Genomic DNA, 17,170 nt, shown 5'->3' on the forward strand with positions numbered 1-17,170 from the left:
TTGAAATGCATTCCACTGTGGGAGCGAGCCTGCTCGCGAAGAACGATGACGCGGTGCTGCCGCCGTCCGCTATCCTAGGCTCACTGCTTTCAACGAGCCTCCCCCCATGCTCGAAGTCCGGGACGTCTTCAAAAGCTACGCAACGCCACAAGGCCCATTGCCGGTGCTGCAAGGCGTCAACCTGAGCCTCAAACCCGGCAGCAGCCTGGCGCTGATGGGTGAATCCGGCAGCGGCAAGAGTACCTTGCTGCACCTGATCGCCGGGCTGGACAAGGTCGATCGCGGCAGCATCCGCAGCGGCGAACAACGGCTGGAACGGATGAACGAAGGACAACTGGCGAACTGGCGACGCACGGAAATCGGCCTGGTGTTCCAGCAGTTCAACCTGATCGGCAGCTTGCGGGTGGAGGACAACCTGGCGTTTCAGGCGCGGCTTGCCGGGCGACATGATCCGCGCTGGCAGGCGCATCTGGTGCAACGCCTGGGGTTGGGTGATCTGCTGCGGCGTTATCCCGAACAACTCTCCGGTGGCCAGCAGCAGCGGGTGGCGCTGGGCCGGGCGTTGGCCTCGCAACCGAAGCTGCTGCTGGCCGACGAGCCCACCGGCAGCCTGGATGAGGCCACCAGCTTTGATGTGCTGAAGCTGTTGCTGGAACTGCTCGATGACAGCCCCACGACCCTGTTGATGGTCACCCACAGCCCCAGCGTCGCGGCACGGCTGGCGGAAAAAGTGGTGCTGCACGGTGGTCGCCTGGCCGGTGTGGACGGGCGCTGAGGTGCGCATTTTTCGCGAAACCCTGCGCGCACTGCTCAGTCACTGGCGCCAGCATCCGGTGCAGTTTTTCAGCGTGCTGACCGGGCTGTGGCTGGCCACCAGCCTGTTGACCGGCGTGCAGGCGCTGAACACTCAGGCGCGGGACAGCTATGCCCGGGCCAGTCAACTGATCGGCGGCGAACCCCAGGCCAGCCTCAGTTCCCCCACTTCCGCGACCTTCCCGCAGCAATGGTTTGTCGACTTGCGCCGTGCCGGTTGGCCGGTGTCGCCGGTATTGCAGGGGCGGTTGACGCTCAAGGGCCATGAGGATCAGCGTCTGCAACTGATGGGCATCGAACCGGTGTCGCTGCCGGCGGGTGGCGTCGTGGCCGGGCAGGCGTTGACCATCGAGCAGGTCGTCGAGTTTTTCACGCCACCCGGCAGCACCTGGATTTCGCCGCAGACCCTTCAAGCGTTGGGGCTGAAGGAGGGCGATCGTCCTTTGGCGGTGAATGGTCAGGCGTTGCCGCCGTTGCACATTCAGGCAGACATGGCGCCGGGGGTGTTGTTGGTGGACATCGGTTTTGCCCAGCGGGTGCTGGGCTTGCCGGATCAGTTGTCGCGCCTGCTGTTGCCCAAGGATTTCAGCGCGACCCTGCCCGATTCGTTCAAGGGCCAACTGCAATTCAAGAGCAGTGGTGAAGAAAACAATCTGGTGCGCCTGACCGAAAGCTTTCATCTGAACCTGGATGCCTTGGGGTTTCTGTCCTTCGTGGTCGGCCTGTTCATTGTGCATGCCGCCATCGGGCTGGCACTGGAACAGCGTCGCGGTTTGCTGCGAACATTGCGCGCCTGTGGCGTCAGTGCGCGGATGTTGATCGCCAGCCTGGCGGTTGAACTGGGTGTGCTGGCCTTGCTCGGGGGCATGGCCGGTGTGGTCAGTGGTTACCTGCTGGCCGGCATGCTGCTGCCCGATGTCGCCGCCAGCCTGCGCGGCTTGTATGGCGCCGAAGTGGCGGGGCGCTTGAGCCTGAGTCCGTGGTGGTGGTTCAGCGGCATCGGCCTGAGCCTGCTCGGCGCGTTGCTCGCCGGCGCCAACAGTCTATGGCGGGCAGCGCGTTTGCCGCTGCTGGCCCTGGCCGATCCGCAGGCCTGGCATCAGGCCCACGCGCGCTGGTTGCGCCGTCAGGGCTGGGTGGCGGCGCTGACCTTGGCGATCGCCTTGCTGGCGTTGCTGCGCGGTGACAGCCTGGCCAGCGGCTTCGTGCTGTTGGCCGCGCTGTTGCTGGGCGCCGCACTGGCATTACCGGTGGTGCTCAATGCCGTACTCAACGGGCTGATCGGTCGCAGTCGGTCCGTGCTCGGTCAGTGGTTCGTCGCCGATTGCCGCCAGCAACTGCCGGCCTTGAGCCTGGCGCTGATGGCGCTGCTGTTGGCACTGGCGGCCAACATCGGTGCCGGCAGCATGACCGGCGGTTTCCGCCAGACCTTCAGCAATTGGCTCGAACAACGGCTGACCGCCGAGCTGTACCTCAATCCGCAAAATCCGGCCCAGGCACTGGAGCTGCACACCTGGCTCAAACAGCAGCCGCCACTCACGGCGGTGTTGCCCAACTGGCAGGTGTCGATCCAGCTGCAAGGTTGGCCCACGGATATTTTTGGCGTCATCGATCACCCGACCTATCGCCAGCACTGGCCGTTGCTCGAAGCCTTGGGCGACTCACCCTGGGAGCGCCTGGCCACGGACGATGCAATGATGCTCAGCGAACAACTGGCCCGGCGTTTGAACGTGCGGCTGGGGGATCACCTGACGATTGCCACGCCCAATGGCCCCTGGTCGCCACGCATCGTCGGGATCTATGCCGACTATGGCAACCCGAAGGGTCATGTGCTGGTCAACGTCAATCACTTGCTGCGCGGCTGGCCGCAACTGACGCCCAATCGCTTCAACCTGCGCATCGAGCCGGCGTCGATTCCGGCGTTCGTGAAGGCTTTGCAAGATCGCTTCGCTCTGGAGGACAGCCGCATTGTCGATCAGGCCCGGCTCAAGGGCTGGTCGACACAGGTGTTCGAACGCACCTTTGCCGCCACCGCCGCCCTCAACAGCCTGACCCTCTGCGTGGCCGGCGTGGCGCTGTTCATCAGTCTGCTGACCCAAAGCCAGAGCCGCCTCGGGCAACTGGCGCCGTTGTGGGCGCTGGGCGTGACGCGTCGGCAACTGATGTTGCTCAACCTCGGCCAGACCTGGTTGCTGGCGGTGTTGACGCTGGTGCTGGCGTTGCCGCTGGGCATCGCGTTGGCCTGGTGCCTGGACACGGTGATCAATGTCCAGGCCTTCGGCTGGCGTTTGCCGTTGCGGGTATTCCCGCTGCAATTGCTGCAATTGATGGGGCTGGCGCTGCTGGCGACCTTGCTGGCTTCGGCGTGGCCGTTGTACTCCTTGTATCGCACCCGGCCGGCGGACCTGCTGAGGACGTTTGCCCATGAGGATTAATTCGTTCATGTTGGTGGCGCTGCTATTGGCGGGCTGCGATCACCCGGCGCCGGCGGAAAAAGGCTTTGCGGGGATGGGCAATCAAGCGGCGGCGTTTACGCCGGTCGTGCCCGGTCGAGTGTTCAGCTTCCCGGCGGATCACGGTCCCCACGATGGATTTCGCATCGAATGGTGGTACGTCACCGCCAACCTGAAGGACGGGCAGGGTAACGAGTTCGGTGCGCAATGGACGCTGTTTCGCAGCGCCTTGAAAGCCACACCCGAAGTGGCAGGCTGGGAAAACCAGACGATCTGGCTCGGTCATGCGGCCGTGACCTCGGCGACGGTGCATCATGCTGCCGAACGCTATGCCCGCGGCGGCGTCGGCCTGGCCGGTGTCAGCCTGGCGCCGTTCAATGCGTGGATCGACGATTGGCGTTTCAACAGCCAATCGAGCGATGGCGACCCGCTGGCCGACCTGCAACTGAGTGCCCGCGACAAGGCTTTCAGCTATCAACTGCGGCTGACATCGAGCCGGCCGCTGGTGTTGCAAGGGGACAAAGGCTTCAGCCAGAAATCCGAAGAGGGCCAGGCGTCGTATTACTACAGCCAGCCGTTTTTCCAGGCCAGCGGCACGCTGCAGATCGACGGCAAGACGTTTCAGGTCAACGGTCCCGCCTGGCTTGACCGCGAATGGAGCAGTCAGCCTTTGACCGCCAACCAGACCGGTTGGGACTGGCTTTCCCTGCATCTGGACAGTGGCGAACAGGTGATGCTCTATCGCATGCGGCAAAAGGACGGTGAACCTTACCTCACCGGCACGTGGATCGATGCCCAAGGCCAGACGCAGTTGTTGCACGGCCCCGACATTCGGCTCATCCCTCAAGACACCGCCCGCGTGGCCGGGCGCCCGATGCCTGTACGCTGGTCGATCCAGATTCCCGACAAACACCTGGACATCGTCATCAGCGCCCTCAACCCCAACGCCTGGATGGACCTGCGCATTCCCTACTGGGAAGGCCCTGTGCGCTTGAGCGGCAGCCATGGCGGGCAGGGGTATCTGGAAATGACCGGTTATTGAGTCGGAACTCTCGCCTGCGCACCAGCCTCCTAAATCTAGAAGCCCTCTGACCGGAGCCTGCCATGCGCGAAGACCTCACACCCCCCGACCTTGATGCGTGGCAGCGCCTGTTCGAAGACGAGGCCTACTGGCAACAGTCCCCCGACGCTCATTTTCAGCAGCTATTGAACCTGGCCGACGACCTGCTGGGGCAGGGCGCCATTGACCTTGAACAATGGCAGGAGCTGAGGGCGAGGGCGGAGCAATCCCACAAACGCTCGCCGGCCATCAACGTGGCCAGGGAAGTCGACGATCCCGAAGCCTGAGGAACATAGCCATGAAACCCACGCCAGATACGCAACACCCCGACGAACCACGGCCACCCGGAGAGGTTGAGCGTGACAATGATGCCTTGCGTCCTACTGACCCGACCCGGCGCAAGGAAAGCGGCAAGGGTACGGCCAGCGGCGAATCGACCGCACAAGAAACCGCGAAGCATTCCTGATCCGCGTCTATGCTCATTGGCACGCTCGGCATCGCAGCCTGCTTCGGTGCCGTTTGTCGCCATTGATCACAGGGAATGTTCTGCCTATGAAACGTCATGCACTGGCCAAAGCCATCACCCTCGCCACCTTATTGTCTGCCGCCAGCCTCGGCGCCGTTGCCGCGGATATTCCGCTGTCCGCCGTCGTGGAAGCCGATAAAGTCAGCACCAAAGTCGTCTCGGTCGATGTTGCCAACCGTCAAGTCGTCCTCGAAGGGCCGGAAGGCCGTCAGGTGCACGTGCAACTGACCGAGAAGGCGAAAAACCTCGACAACCTGAAAGTCGGCGACCAGGTCGACGTCGAGGTCACCCGCGCCGTGGCGGCTTATCTCGACACCGATGTCGACAAGGGCCTGCCAGGCACCATTGAGCGCACCGGTGAAGTTCGTGCAGCCCCCGGCAGCGCCAACCCTGGCGGCGAAGCGTATCGCCAGGTGCAGGTGCAGCTGAAAATCACCCATATCGATCTGAAGAAAAATCAGGTGACCCTCGAGAACCCGGCCGGGCAGAGCAAAACCCTTGATATCGAACGGCCGGAAGTTCAAGCCAAGTTGAAGGATCTGAAAGTTGGGCAAAGCGTTAACGTTGTCTACACCGACATACTGACAGTGACGAGTAAGCGCGGAAGTTGAGTGTCAGCTCTATTTTTTGATTATTCCTGTACAACTTCTTGTATAGGAATAATCACTTTTATGGACGAACTGGTGAGTTTTAAGTATCGATCTGAATAATATTTGAATCGACATTTGATAAAATCTGTATCTGTAAATTTCATGTTTGCAGGCGCGGACATATTCATCCATATCAATTAAAATACGCGCCGTTCGCCCAGTGTCACGGCTCTTTACCAGTGCATGGATTGCCGAGGCCATTGCACTGGGCGAACACCTTCTATCCCTTAGGCTTCCTGCCGCGACGCGCAAAACACGCTATTTATTGAACTTGGTTTGGTGCAAATTCGGCGGGGTCATTCTTTAAGTTATAAAAAATCGACCAGTGAAACTGGTCGATTTTTTTTTGCTTGTGAAAACACTCAGTCAGTTTTCTGTTTACCCCATTCATCGGAGCCCGATGTGCCGGATATCTCGTGAGTCCAAGTGATCTTCCGGTAGGTGAAGTGCACGTCTTCCATATGTGTGAAATGCGCGTTTGCGGGGTCCTGACAATTATGCATGTAATCCTTGATCTGAACGATGCGCGCACCTTCCAGGGTCGTGGTGTAGTAGTGCTGATTATTACCTTCAAAGTTGCGGTACCACTTGATGACTACAGACTTCAAAGGCTCTGCCGTACACAAGGCTTGTTGCAGCAGTGGGGAAGCCTTGTCGAACCCTTTGGTGACAATGACGGCTTTATGAGCACGCAATCCGGTAGGCATTCCGGATTGTGGGTCAAAGGGTTTGGTGACTTCATGGATGAAGGCTTGCACCAAGACATAGTTGTTGAGCGTCTCTTCGTCGATAGCACCAGCGCCTGCGGATAATTGAGTACTCGCGTTTTCGGTGATCAGCTTTTGCACCTGACCTTCGACGGACATGTACGCGGGTAAAGCCATGGATGCTCTCCTTGCTAGAGTTAAGTAATCTTCCCGAAAGACGTTATCGCCCGACGGGGGACTGACGGTTAACAAGGTCCGTGCCAAGAAGCGTGAAGCCACGGAAAACGGTAGGTTGAGAGCTATCCCGGAAGGTTTTGATCCTACGCTCTCCCAAAACTGCGCAGAACATCGCGCAATTCATGGCGGCATTTTGCGCACCATTCTGAAAGGTCTTTCCGACCGAACGATCCACCTCGCCCCAGGGTCTTACACCAGGATCTACGCGTAGTCTCTTGCGCATCACGCTACAAATCCCCCCGCAATCCCGAGATGGAGTGAAGACATGAAAATCCTGATGGTTTTAACGTCCCACGATCAATTGGGTAACACCGGCAAGAAAACCGGCTTCTGGCTGGAAGAATTCGCGGCACCCTATTACGCCTTCAAGGATGCTGGCGCGCAGTTGACCCTGGCCTCACCCAAGGGCGGCCAGCCACCGCTGGACCCGAAAAGCGACGAGCCCGACGCGCAAACCGAAGCCACCGAGCGGTTTCGCAAGGACCCGGCCGCACAATCCGCGTTGGCCTCCACTGCCTTGCTCGGCTCGGTGAGGGCCGGTGACTACGATGCGATCTTTTATCCCGGCGGCCATGGCCCGCTTTGGGACCTGGCCGAGGACAAGCAATCGATAGCCCTGATCGAAGCTTTCTACAACGCCGGAAAACCGGTTGCGACGGTATGCCATGCACCAGGGGTGTTGCGCCATGCCAAGGGCGCGGACGGTCAGCCATTGGTCAAGGGCAAGAAGGTGACGGGCTTCACCAACAGCGAAGAAGACGCTGTGCAACTGACGGATGTCGTGCCGTTCCTGGTGGAAGACGAACTCAAGGCCAAGGGCGGGATTTTTTCCAAGGGGCCTGACTGGGCAAGCTATGTGCTCACCGACGGCTTGTTGCTGACCGGGCAGAACCCGGCGTCGTCGCAGGCGACGGCTGAAGCGTTGTTGGCGAAACTGAAATAAACAAACCTGCAGGAGCGAGCTCGCTCGCGAAGAACCCGAGAACGCCGCGGGGCGTCAGACTCCCCGCGTTATCGTTCACGACCATCGCGAGCGAGCTCGCTCCTACAGTCATTGCGTGTTAGTTCGCGAACGAGGCAAAACACTGCTCGATCGAACGCCGTTGCGTCTGCGCATACAACCTCAACTCATCAATGGTCGGACGTCCCAGTGCTGCTTCGAACGCTTGCTGATTGGAATGCACGCCATAGTGGGTTTGCGCCGCGTCGCCCAGGTTTGACTGAAAAATCCCCGCCGCGCTGACCGGCAGGAAATCCTCGTAGACCAAGGGTTCAACCCGCAGATAGCCGTCGCTAACCAGATCCTCGAGAGGCAAGGTTTTCAGTTCGGCCGCCGCCAGGCCTTTTTCCGTCACGAAATAGCGAAAGTACGCCAGGTCCTGTTGGCGCATTCCTTCGTAGGTGTCGGGAAATTCGCTGAAGTGCTGCGTCATCAACGCGTTGTAACGGGCCGCGTTGGCTTCATTGGGGAAGTCCTTGAGTTCGTCCCGGGCAGCATTGAGCAAACGATCGTACAGCGCCCGGCCTTTGGGGGTGAGGGCGGCGCCGCGTTGTTCGATTTCGCCGAAACGGGCGCTGTGACTGCCACGTGACTCGGCTTGATCAGTGAACGCGACCGGTTCGTCCAGTGCCTTGAAACTGGTCTGGCGCAGCAGGATCGGGCACTGGCGGCGGGGTGGGCCTTCGATCACCGCCTTGGGGGTGATGCCATGTACCGGCATTTGCGCCTGGACAATGTCGATGTCCAGGGTGCGCGGGGTCAGGTGATTGATGTGCGGGCCTTTGAACGCCACCACATCGGCAATCAGCCGGTGCTGGGCGCTGAGTGTCTGGTATTGCTCGGCGGTGACGGTGGCGCTGTGGTGCCAGCGGAAGGTTTCCAGCGCCTGTTTGACGAATTCCCTGGCCTCCTGTTCGGTGAGGCCACCCTGGGTTTCGGCGCGATCGATGAGCGTCAGCGCAGCAGGGGTGAAGATCGATCGCTTGTCCAGCACCGACTGGGCGAATGCCCGTAGTTCCGGGTCTTCGATCAGTTCCAGGCGCAGCAACGAGGTGAACACGCGGAACGGGCTGACTTGCAACGAGGCTTCATGCACCGCGCGAAACGCCGTGGAATGCACCGGCACGCCGGCCGGGGTCAGGTCGTAATAACCCACCGGCTGCATGCCCATCACCGCGAACAGGCGGGCGAGGGTCGCCAGTTCAGCGGCCGTGCCGACCCGGATCGCGCCATGACGCTCCAGGTCCAGGCGCTCGATTTCGCCGGTGCTGTTCAATTGGCGGGCCACTTGCGGATCGTTGTCCAGGACATGGCGGTTGGTCTGTTCCACCAGCTCCATCAGGGCGCCGTACAGCGGCACTTCTTCGCGGTACATGTCGGACATCGCTTTGGAGAAGCGTTGGCGGATCAGGTCGGGGCTGACGAAGTTCGGGTGGTTCATGAACAGGGTTCCTGGCGCGGTGACGTGAAGGATGGGAGAAAAGATCGCAGCCTTCAGCCACGCCGACAAACGAAGTTTCTGACGAACTTCATTCTGCAAAGGACTGCATCCTCAATGCAATCGTTGATCCTGAGGGCTTTCCGAGCGCAGCGATGCCAAAAACTCCCGATACAGGCGTGCCGAGCCGGCAGGCGCTTCGACCATGGGCATATGGCCGATGCCTTCCCAGATTTCCACGCGCAAATCAGCGATGCCCTTGCTCCAGATGGCGACGCTGCTGACATCGATCAAGCGATCCTTGCGCCCCCACAACAACAGTGCGGGGACCTTGATCGACGGAAGTTTCGGCTCCATCGGCGGGCTGGCGCGGAATTCGCGGAAGATTTCTTCCAGTTCGTCCCGCGTCTGTTGATAGCGATGGGCGATGGCATCCAGCACCACCCGTGGCACCCACGGCGGATCGGCCATGGTCATGGCATAAAAATATTTGAATTCTTCCCGCGAGTTGATCAGGAACGGGTTGTGGCCCCGGAACAAATGGTGCTCCAGATCACTGGGTTCGGGCGAGGCGACGCCCGCCGGGTCAAACAGGGCGACCGAGGCAATGCGTTCCGGATAGGTGGCCGCCAGCCAGGCCGCGATATAGCCGCCCATCGAGTTACCGATCACATGGACCTTCTCGACCCCGCACACATCCAGCAGCTGGATCATGCGCTTGGCCTGCAGCGGAATGTCATAGCCGCCACCGGCCTTGAAGCCGGTTTCGCCGTGCCCGGCAATGTCGGGGATGATCACCCGGTAATTGCCGACAAAGTACCGGGCAAAGCGCAGCCAGATATTTTTATCGGCGCTGTAGCCGTGAAGCATCAACACATTGCTGGATGCCTCGTACGGCCCGCCTTGCCAGGTCGAGACGGTCATTTCGCTGATGGGCACCACAATCTTGTGCAGCTTGTACAACCTGGCCTCGGCGGCCACGCTCAAGTTGTACAGCCAGTACCCGATGGCCGGGTAGCTCAACCAGCTCCAGGCCGCAAAAACCGCGATAGCGACAACCAGTAAAAGCATCAGGCGTCTTCCTTCTGATGGATCAGGACAATATGTGATCGGCGGGTTTCAGGGCTCGGGTCAAGCGGTGAAAGCTGAAACTGAACCCGGGAAACATCGCAATCACATGACCGCTCTTGCTTTGATACCAACTGTGGCAGCCTCCGGACTTCCACACGGTGCGTTCCATTTCTCTATGGATCATTTCAGTGTAGGTACGTTCTGCCTCGGGGCGTACTTCGATGCTGCGCAAACCTTGTGCTTTTAAGGTCCGAATGCAGTCGAGGATGTAATTCATCTGCGATTCGATGATGAACAGCGCCGATGTGTGGCCGATCCCGGTGTTCGGGCCGGTGACGATGAACAGGTTGGGAAAGTCCGGCAGGCTGGTGCCCAGGTAGGCTCGGGGGTACTCGGCCCAGACGTTTCTGAGCTGCGTGCCGTTTTTGCCGGTGACCGGGTAGGAAATCACCCCGTCGGTGGCGTCATAACCGGTGGACCAGACGATCAGGTCCAGGTCGATGTGCTGGCCGTCCTGCATGATGATGCCGGTCTCGTCGATTTCGGCGATGCCCTGTTCGCGGCTGTGCAGTGTCACGTTGCGACGGGCCAGCGCCGGGTACAGGGTGCTCGACAGAATCACCCGTTTACAGCCAATGGTGTAGTCCGGCGTGAGTTTTCGACGCAGTTCGGCGTCCGGTACCTGGCGTTTGATGAAGCGCAGGGCCTGATGCTGGACCATGCGCACCGCCGGTTTCGAGTATTTGAAGGCAATCACCCGGGTTTCGAATTGCCAATAGATCATCCAGCGCAGCAGCTTGTAGGCGGGCTTGAGCCCGAGCAGCCAGCGCTGGAAGCGGCCGAAAGTGCGGTCCGCCCGGGGCAGTACCCAATGCGGTGTGCGTTGGAACACATGCAAGTGCCCGACGTCCGGGGCAATCGCCGGAATGACCTGGGCCGCGCTGGCGCCGCTGCCGACGATGGCCACACGTTTTTGCCGGTAATCACAGGAATGGTCCCAGTTATTGGTGTGAAAGGTCTTGCCCTGAAAGCGTTCCTGGCCCTTGAAGCGCGGTACGACCGGTTGACTCAGCGGGCCGGTGGCATTGATCAGGAACTGCGCATGAAACGTGCCTTTGCTGGTGTGCACCGCCCAGCGTTTCCCCTCATCGTCCCATTCCACACGCTCGACATTGGCCAGCAGTTCCACTCGGTCGCGCAGGCCGAAGCGCTCCACCACGTAACGGGTGTAGCGATGCAGTTCGGCCTGTTCGGCGAACATCTGCGTCCAGCGGTAAGGGGCGAAGGACAGTGAGTAGAGCGGCGAAGGCACGTCGACCGCCGCGCCGGGATAGGTGTTCTGGCACCAGGTGCCACCGAAGAAATCCCGTCGTTCCAGCAGACGAAAGTCGGTGATGCCGGCCTTGAGCAAATTGACCGCTGCACACTGCCCGCCAAAGCCGCTGCCGATGATCAATACCTGAAAGGTCTGCATGGGGCTCCTGTTTGCCGCTATGGGGCCAACCCTATCTTCATGTATAGCCGTTTCTGTGGCGCTTTTTGCTTTTGCTTTTGTAGGAGCGAGGCTTGCCTGCGAAGGCTATGACGAAAAGGCTTACTTGCAGGCTTTAACGCGGCGCGGATCAACGTTGGTAGAGGCGTCGATGGAGGTCGTCACAGGTTGACGGACAGGCTCAGGGCGTGGAAGGGGCGGGTGGATCAAGATCAAGAGCTGAAGGCGAGCTAACGCTCGGCCTGATGAGTGGTGAAAAGCAGCGGGTGTACGTCGACCCATTGTGGGAGCGAGCCTGCTCGCGAAGGCGGTGTCTCATTCAGCATAAATATTGGCTGACACACCTTCTTCGCAAGCAAGTCCGCTTCCAAAGGAGATCACGCGGGTGACTCGCGCCGTGCATTTGCTCATGCGTGAAGGTTGCGCTGTGCTGGATGTGATTCAGGCGAGGGCATTGCAGCGGGAGGAGGGGTTCAAGGCTTCGGTTTAGCGGTGTTTGATCTGACGCCATCGCGAGCAAGCTCGCTCCCACAAGGAATATGTCGAACACAAATTATATGTACGACGCTAACCCTGTGGGAGCGAGCTTGCTCGCGATAGCGTCCTTTCAGGAGAAAAGCACTACCTGCTGCCCATCACTCCTTGACGCTCATGAACTCCTCCGCATAGCGGATGTATTCCTCGGGCTGAGTATAGGTATGCGTCAGTTCGGTCGCGCTCAAATCCGAGGCCTGGGTAAAGATCTGGCGCTGTTCGCGCAGGCTGTCGTAGGTCGCCTTGATCGCGGCGAAGTAGGCGCCGTGGCCATCGATGGTGACGCGCACGCCCAGTTCGGCCAGGCGTTTGTCGTCGCGCAGGGCCGGGTTGCCGTAGGTCACCAGCATCAGCGGTACGCTCAGGTGTTCGGCGATTTGTTCCAGATGGTCGAAATCTTTCACGCCCACCATGCAAATGCCGTCTGCGCCGGCGGCCTGGTATTGCTTGGTCCGGCTGATGATCTCCTGGACCGGCAGGATCCCTGCGTGGGTGCGGGCGATGATGGCCATTTCCGTATCGCAACGGGCTTCCAGTGCCGCGCGAATCTTGCCGACGCCTTCGGCGACGGTGATCAGATCGGTGGATTTGCGGCCGAATTGCGCCGGCAGCAAGGTGTCTTCGATGGTCAGGGCCGCCACGCCGGCTCGTTCGAGCTCGACGATGGTGCGCATGACGTTGAGTGCGTTGCCGTAGCCATGATCGGCGTCGGCAATCACCGGCAATTGGGCGACACGGCCGATGCGGGTGGCCTGCTCGGCGAATTCGCTGAGGGTGATCAAGGCAAAGTCTGGGGCGCCCAGTACCTGCAACGACGCGACCGAACCACCCAGAATCCCCACTTCAAAGCCCAGATCGGCGGCAATGCGTGCCGACATCGGATCGAAGACCGATGCGGTGTGGTAGCAGGTGTTGGACGCGAACAGTTGACGAAAATTGCGGCGCAAATCTTGATGAGACAGCCTGGACATATGGGTTCCACCAATGGAAATGGAAGGGCTTGAGCAAAAGTGTCAACGCCGAAAGTGTTAGAGGCTATCACGGGTGCATGTTAGGAATGATGACGAATTTAACGTGATTACTGCCTTTTTGTTCGGGCGACTGCCGATCAAGCCGCCACTGCCCGTGCCTGTTGCTTGACCATTGGCACACCGCGCACCCCATCTCCGGGCTGCAGTTGCAGTCGTTTGGCGGTGAGACGGTCGACCATCAGGCAATTGCCGACCTGTCGCGCCTGAGCAGTGGTGATTCGGCAGTTTTCCAGGCGACGATTGTGGATCAGCCACATCGGCGCCTGGTCGTCCGGAGTGCCGATGGCCAACTCCAGCAATTGGCTGTCACGCACGGTACGGATGTTCGACACCGGGGCCTCGATGACCGGGCCGGCGTCGAAGATGTCGATGTAACCCTGGTTGGCAAAACCCTCGACGGTGAGGATTTTCATTGCCGGTTCGCTGTTCGGATGAGGTTTGCCGATCACGGCCTGGGCCTGTTCGGTGAGCAGGCAGGTGTAAAGCGGTTGGCGTGGCATCAGTTCGGCGATGAACGACTTGTTACCCAGCCACGACAAATGATCGGCATGGCTGAAATCCATTTGGAAAAAGTGACGGCCCACGCTGTCCCAAAAGGGTGAGCAACCTTGTTCGTCAGCGCGCCCGCGCAGTTCGGCAATAAGCTTGTCGCCGAACAGGTGCGGAAACTCTGCGACAAACAACAGGCGCCCAAGGGAGAGCAATCGACCGTGACCGCCCAGGCGTTGATCGGGGCGCAGAAACAGCGAGCAGAGTTCCGATTGGCCGGTCATTTCGTTGTTCAGGAACAAGGTCGGAATGTGCCGACTGATGCCCAGGTCCGCTGATGAGCTGACTGTCAGCCCGACCCGGTAGTTGTACCAGGGTTCGCGCAGGCCCACAGCCCCGGTCAGGGCACTGACGCCGATCACTTGCTGATCGTCGTCCTCAAGGACGAACAGGTAATCGGCATCGGCGCGTTCGACCTGTTCGGCGAAGGTTCGTTTCGCCCAGCGCAAACGATGGGTCAGGCGCTCCTCGTTGGCCGGCAGGTTGGTCAATCCGCGGCCCGCTTGCCGGACCAGCGCGAGCAAGGCGGGAAGGTCGGTGACCTGAACCGGACGGACAATCATGCTGCAACTCCTTGTTCGCGCCAGATCGGGCGTCGTCGTTGGGTTCCGGGCCGGTTGATGCTCACAGGGCGATCAGCCGGACCGGGCTGCCTTCGCTTACCTTCAACGCTGAGCACATTCCGGCGTCCAGAATCACAGGTTGCCCGGCGATGTAATCCAGTTCCGCGACGATGGCCCGAAAATTTTCCAGCGAATCGTTGCTCACCAGATAGCAACCACGGGCGTCGATGGATGAGCCGGGTTTGGCCGAAGCGGTGTGGCTGCGGGCGATGGAGCGGATGCCGCCGGTGCGCGCAAACAGGGTAGGGCCGCCGTCGAACAGGTCGACATAGCTGTTGGTTTCAAACCCCTCGCGCTCCAGGATATCGAAGGCTTCCTGGCCGTCGGGATGAATTCTGCCGATGCAGTCTTGGGCGGCCTTTGGCAGCATCGGCACGTAGATCGGGTATTGCGGCATCAATTCGGCGAGAAAGGTGCGGCTCTCCAGGCCGCACAGTCGTTCGGCCTCGACGTAGGGCAGATCGAAGAAGTGTTTGCCCACGGCATCCCAGAACGGCGAGTGTCCCTCGTCGCTGCTGTAACCGACGATCTCGGTAATCACCGCATCGGAAAAACGCCGGGCATGGGCGGCAATGAACAGCAGTCTCGCCCGGGACAACAGTTCCGAGAATGCCGTGCGTTCCAACGCTGCATCGATATGGAACCCTCGCAGCAAGGTGTGGACGCTGAGGTCATGGCACACCGACAGCGCCGGCACGTCGTGTTCGATGTTGAGCTCCCGCGAGACGCTGTTGAAATGGCGGTTGCGCAGGCTGTAGAACGGCTCGCTGAAGCCGGCTGTCGCGAGAATTTCCGAGCAGCCCACCAGGCGTTGGGTCGCCAGGTCTTCCAGCACGAAGAAGTAATTCTCGGGGCCGGGGCTGCGCACGTCTTGCTCGAACGAGGTGCAGGAATCGAGAATTTTATCGCGCAGGCGTTCGCTGTCGTCCGGCAAGGACGTGACGCCCACCAGGCTTTCGCGGGCAAGTTGCTGCAACTGGGGCAGGTCGGTTAACTGCACTGGACGCAAGACCAGCATGGATGCACTCCTGTATCAAAGGGCCCGGTGACTGGCACAGGACCTGACTATCACTGTCGGTTTCCACGCGTTGAAGCGGCGGTCACCTTGCCAGGCGCCGCTCTTTTTTTATCAGTCGTTATTCGTACATCGCTACCCGGCTCGCCTCATGCAATGGGTGCAGGGGCAGCGAGTTACATAGGGATTTGCATTCGGACGGTGCAAGGTCCAGACCAGAGTCGACGATCGGGTCATTGAATGAGGGCATCCGGGCTCCTGCTGGATGGGAACGATAGTCCGTTGAAACCAGTATTTATTTAAGGCGCGTGACATGTCTAGTTAATTTTCGCGCTGTTCAGAACGCCTGGTCGCGGACCGCATGCTCATGGGACGGAGGCTACGCGGATGTCGATCGACCGTGTAGGGCATGGCCTATAAGAGCGTCGGAGAAGGCTGCCAGGGGGCGATGAAATGCCAGCGCGAGCCGATATCATTGGTTCAAACGAAACACCCCCGATCATCCTGGTTACGGCACAATTGCGCGATATTCCACGGCAAGACGCCGTTTTTCCTTTTTATCGACCGAGAGATTTTTCGTGCAGGCGACCCGTTTGACCTTGATGTGCCATGCCAGAACCATCGCACAGAAATTGGCGAGTTTTCCTACAAATGAGCCACTGGAGATGAATTGGCAATCGGCAAGGGGTTCGCTTAGCGCCCGATACAAGGGTTCGCCAAGGCTGATGTGCGCTCCGGAGCTGCGGACCCGGCAAACCGCCGAATTGTTCGGCACTACCGTGGAGATTGTCGAAGCACTCAGGGACTGCGATTTCGGTCGCTGGAGCGGGGCACGTATAAACGATCTGCAAAAAGACCAGCCTGAACAGCTGGAGCGCTGGCTCACGGACCCGGATTCGGCGCCCCACGGTGGTGAATCCGTGACGCAGGTCATCGAGCGGGTGGCCGCGTGGCTGGCGACGCTGGAAGCGACACCCGGTCATGTCGTTGCCATGACCCATCCGTTTATCATCCGCGCCGCGCTGGCAACCGTGTTGCAAGTTTCGGCGTTCAACTTGATAGATGTCGAGCCGTTATCGGCCATTGAATTGAGGTTCAATGGTTGCTGGCGGCTACGCTTGCCGGGCAGCGAGCCCGAAGGAACGCGGTGATGAAAAAACTCCTGGTCATCGGCATCGGCGCCGGCAACCCCGACTACATCACGATGCAGGCGGTGAAGGCATTGAATCGGGTCGACGTGTTTTTCCTCATGGACAAGGGCCAGAGCAAGGACAAGCTGATCGACCTGCGCCGGGAAATCTGCGAGCGCTACATTACTGAGGGTGACTACCGCTTTGTCGAAGCGCAAAGTCCGGAGCGCGAGCGTGGCGATGTGGACTACACCGCCAGTGTCGATGATCTGAACCTGGCCAAGCAGCGCACCTTTGAACGGCTGATCAACGAAGAAATATCCGACGGCCAGTGCGGCGGTTTCCTGGTGTGGGGCGATCCGGCGTTGTACGACAGCACCCTTCGCATTCTGCAGGCGATACTGGCGTCAGGCGCCTGTGTGTTCGAGTTCGAGGTCATCCCCGGTATTACCAGCGTCCAGGCACTGGCGGCGCAGCACAAGGTGACACTCAATCAGATCGGTCGCTCGGTCGAGATCACCACCGGTCGGCGCCTGGCAGCGGGGCAAGTGAGTGATGCCGACAGCCTGGTGGTAATGCTCGATGCGCAAGATGCCTACCATCAAGTAGAGAATCAGGACACCGAGATTTTCTGGGGGGCTTATTTGGGGACGCCGGATGAGATCCTGATCAGCGGCAAGCTAAAGGATGTGGCGGATGAGATCGAACGGGTGCGCAAGGCGGCGCGATTGGCCAATGGCTGGATCATGGATACCTATCTGCTGCGCAAGCCTTGAGATGTGGGTTGTCTGGCCTGGCCCCTTCGCGAGCAGGCTCGCTCCCACATTTGAAATGCATTTCC

The 17,170-nt window shown here is 60.0% G+C and carries 16 protein-coding genes; 9 read left to right on the forward strand and 7 right to left on the reverse strand.

Annotation, left to right across the window (positions count from 1 at the left end):
- The first annotated feature begins 106 nt into the window (after positions 1–106).
- The 6 genes from ACW9HW_RS22905 to ACW9HW_RS22930 all read left to right on the forward strand — a co-directional run bounded on the left by ACW9HW_RS22905 (position 107) and on the right by ACW9HW_RS22930 (position 5,463).
- Entirely contained in the window at positions 107–775 is a 669-nt protein-coding gene (locus ACW9HW_RS22905) for an ABC transporter ATP-binding protein (protein ID WP_457401836.1), read from the forward strand.
- Position 776: 1 nt separating this feature from the next.
- The gene (locus ACW9HW_RS22910) at positions 777–3,248 is read left to right on the forward strand and encodes an FtsX-like permease family protein (RefSeq protein WP_457401837.1); all 2,472 of its coding nucleotides are present in this window, start codon (positions 777–779) and stop codon (positions 3,246–3,248) included.
- The gene (locus ACW9HW_RS22915) at positions 3,238–4,308 is read left to right on the forward strand and encodes a lipocalin-like domain-containing protein (RefSeq protein ID WP_095193467.1); all 1,071 of its coding nucleotides are present in this window, start codon (positions 3,238–3,240) and stop codon (positions 4,306–4,308) included. Before ACW9HW_RS22910 ends, ACW9HW_RS22915 begins: the two co-directional genes overlap by 11 nt.
- A gap of 62 nt (positions 4,309–4,370) precedes the next feature.
- On the forward strand, positions 4,371–4,613 hold the full coding sequence (locus tag ACW9HW_RS22920) for a hypothetical protein (RefSeq protein ID WP_095193468.1): 243 nt from the start codon (positions 4,371–4,373) through the stop codon (positions 4,611–4,613).
- A gap of 11 nt (positions 4,614–4,624) precedes the next feature.
- Entirely contained in the window at positions 4,625–4,792 is a 168-nt protein-coding gene (locus tag ACW9HW_RS22925) for a hypothetical protein (RefSeq protein ID WP_457401838.1), read from the forward strand.
- A gap of 86 nt (positions 4,793–4,878) precedes the next feature.
- Positions 4,879–5,463, forward strand: coding sequence for a hypothetical protein (locus ACW9HW_RS22930; protein ID WP_095193469.1), 585 nt, complete (start codon positions 4,879–4,881; stop codon positions 5,461–5,463).
- 401 nt (positions 5,464–5,864) lie between these two features.
- Here the strand turns inward: ACW9HW_RS22930 and ACW9HW_RS22935 are convergent, their stop codons facing one another.
- Positions 5,865–6,386 carry an Hcp family type VI secretion system effector gene (locus tag ACW9HW_RS22935; RefSeq protein WP_457401839.1) on the reverse strand — a complete coding sequence of 174 codons (522 nt, stop codon included), beginning with the start codon at positions 6,384–6,386 and terminating at the stop codon, positions 5,865–5,867.
- Between the two features lie 325 nt (positions 6,387–6,711).
- Between ACW9HW_RS22935 and ACW9HW_RS22940 the strand changes: the two genes are divergently transcribed.
- Positions 6,712–7,389 carry a type 1 glutamine amidotransferase domain-containing protein gene (locus ACW9HW_RS22940; RefSeq protein ID WP_095193471.1) on the forward strand — a complete coding sequence of 226 codons (678 nt, stop codon included), beginning with the start codon at positions 6,712–6,714 and terminating at the stop codon, positions 7,387–7,389.
- 118 nt (positions 7,390–7,507) lie between these two features.
- Here the strand turns inward: ACW9HW_RS22940 and hglS are convergent, their stop codons facing one another.
- From hglS to ACW9HW_RS22970, 6 genes are all read right to left on the reverse strand, one after another.
- On the reverse strand, positions 7,508–8,887 hold the full coding sequence (gene hglS / locus ACW9HW_RS22945) for a 2-oxoadipate dioxygenase/decarboxylase HglS (protein ID WP_457401840.1): 1,380 nt from the start codon (positions 8,885–8,887) through the stop codon (positions 7,508–7,510).
- Positions 8,888–8,998: 111 nt separating this feature from the next.
- The gene (locus ACW9HW_RS22950) at positions 8,999–9,955 is read right to left on the reverse strand and encodes an alpha/beta fold hydrolase (RefSeq protein WP_095193474.1); all 957 of its coding nucleotides are present in this window, start codon (positions 9,953–9,955) and stop codon (positions 8,999–9,001) included.
- Between the two features lie 22 nt (positions 9,956–9,977).
- Positions 9,978–11,429: a flavin-containing monooxygenase gene (locus tag ACW9HW_RS22955; protein ID WP_457401841.1), complete on the reverse strand. Its 1,452-nt coding sequence runs from the start codon at positions 11,427–11,429 to the stop codon at positions 9,978–9,980.
- A gap of 653 nt (positions 11,430–12,082) precedes the next feature.
- A complete protein-coding gene (locus tag ACW9HW_RS22960) occupies positions 12,083–12,952 on the reverse strand; it encodes an isocitrate lyase/PEP mutase family protein (protein WP_457401842.1) in 870 nt (289 codons plus the stop codon).
- A 137-nt stretch (positions 12,953–13,089) separates the two neighbouring features.
- Positions 13,090–14,124, reverse strand: coding sequence for an arginine N-succinyltransferase (gene astA / locus ACW9HW_RS22965; protein ID WP_095193477.1), 1,035 nt, complete (start codon positions 14,122–14,124; stop codon positions 13,090–13,092).
- Positions 14,125–14,185: 61 nt separating this feature from the next.
- Positions 14,186–15,202: an arginine N-succinyltransferase gene (locus ACW9HW_RS22970; RefSeq protein WP_457401843.1), complete on the reverse strand. Its 1,017-nt coding sequence runs from the start codon at positions 15,200–15,202 to the stop codon at positions 14,186–14,188.
- Positions 15,203–15,777: 575 nt separating this feature from the next.
- On the opposite strand from ACW9HW_RS22970, the gene ACW9HW_RS22975 reads away from it, so the two are divergent.
- Together ACW9HW_RS22975 and cobF are read left to right on the forward strand one after the other, a co-directional pair.
- Entirely contained in the window at positions 15,778–16,350 is a 573-nt protein-coding gene (locus ACW9HW_RS22975) for a histidine phosphatase family protein (RefSeq protein ID WP_457401844.1), read from the forward strand.
- The gene (cobF, locus tag ACW9HW_RS22980; protein WP_095193480.1) at positions 16,350–17,105 is read left to right on the forward strand and encodes a precorrin-6A synthase (deacetylating); all 756 of its coding nucleotides are present in this window, start codon (positions 16,350–16,352) and stop codon (positions 17,103–17,105) included. Before ACW9HW_RS22975 ends, cobF begins: the two co-directional genes overlap by 1 nt.
- Positions 17,106–17,170 lie beyond the last annotated feature (65 nt).

This window comes from Pseudomonas sp. SDO5532_S415 (assembly GCF_054071155.1).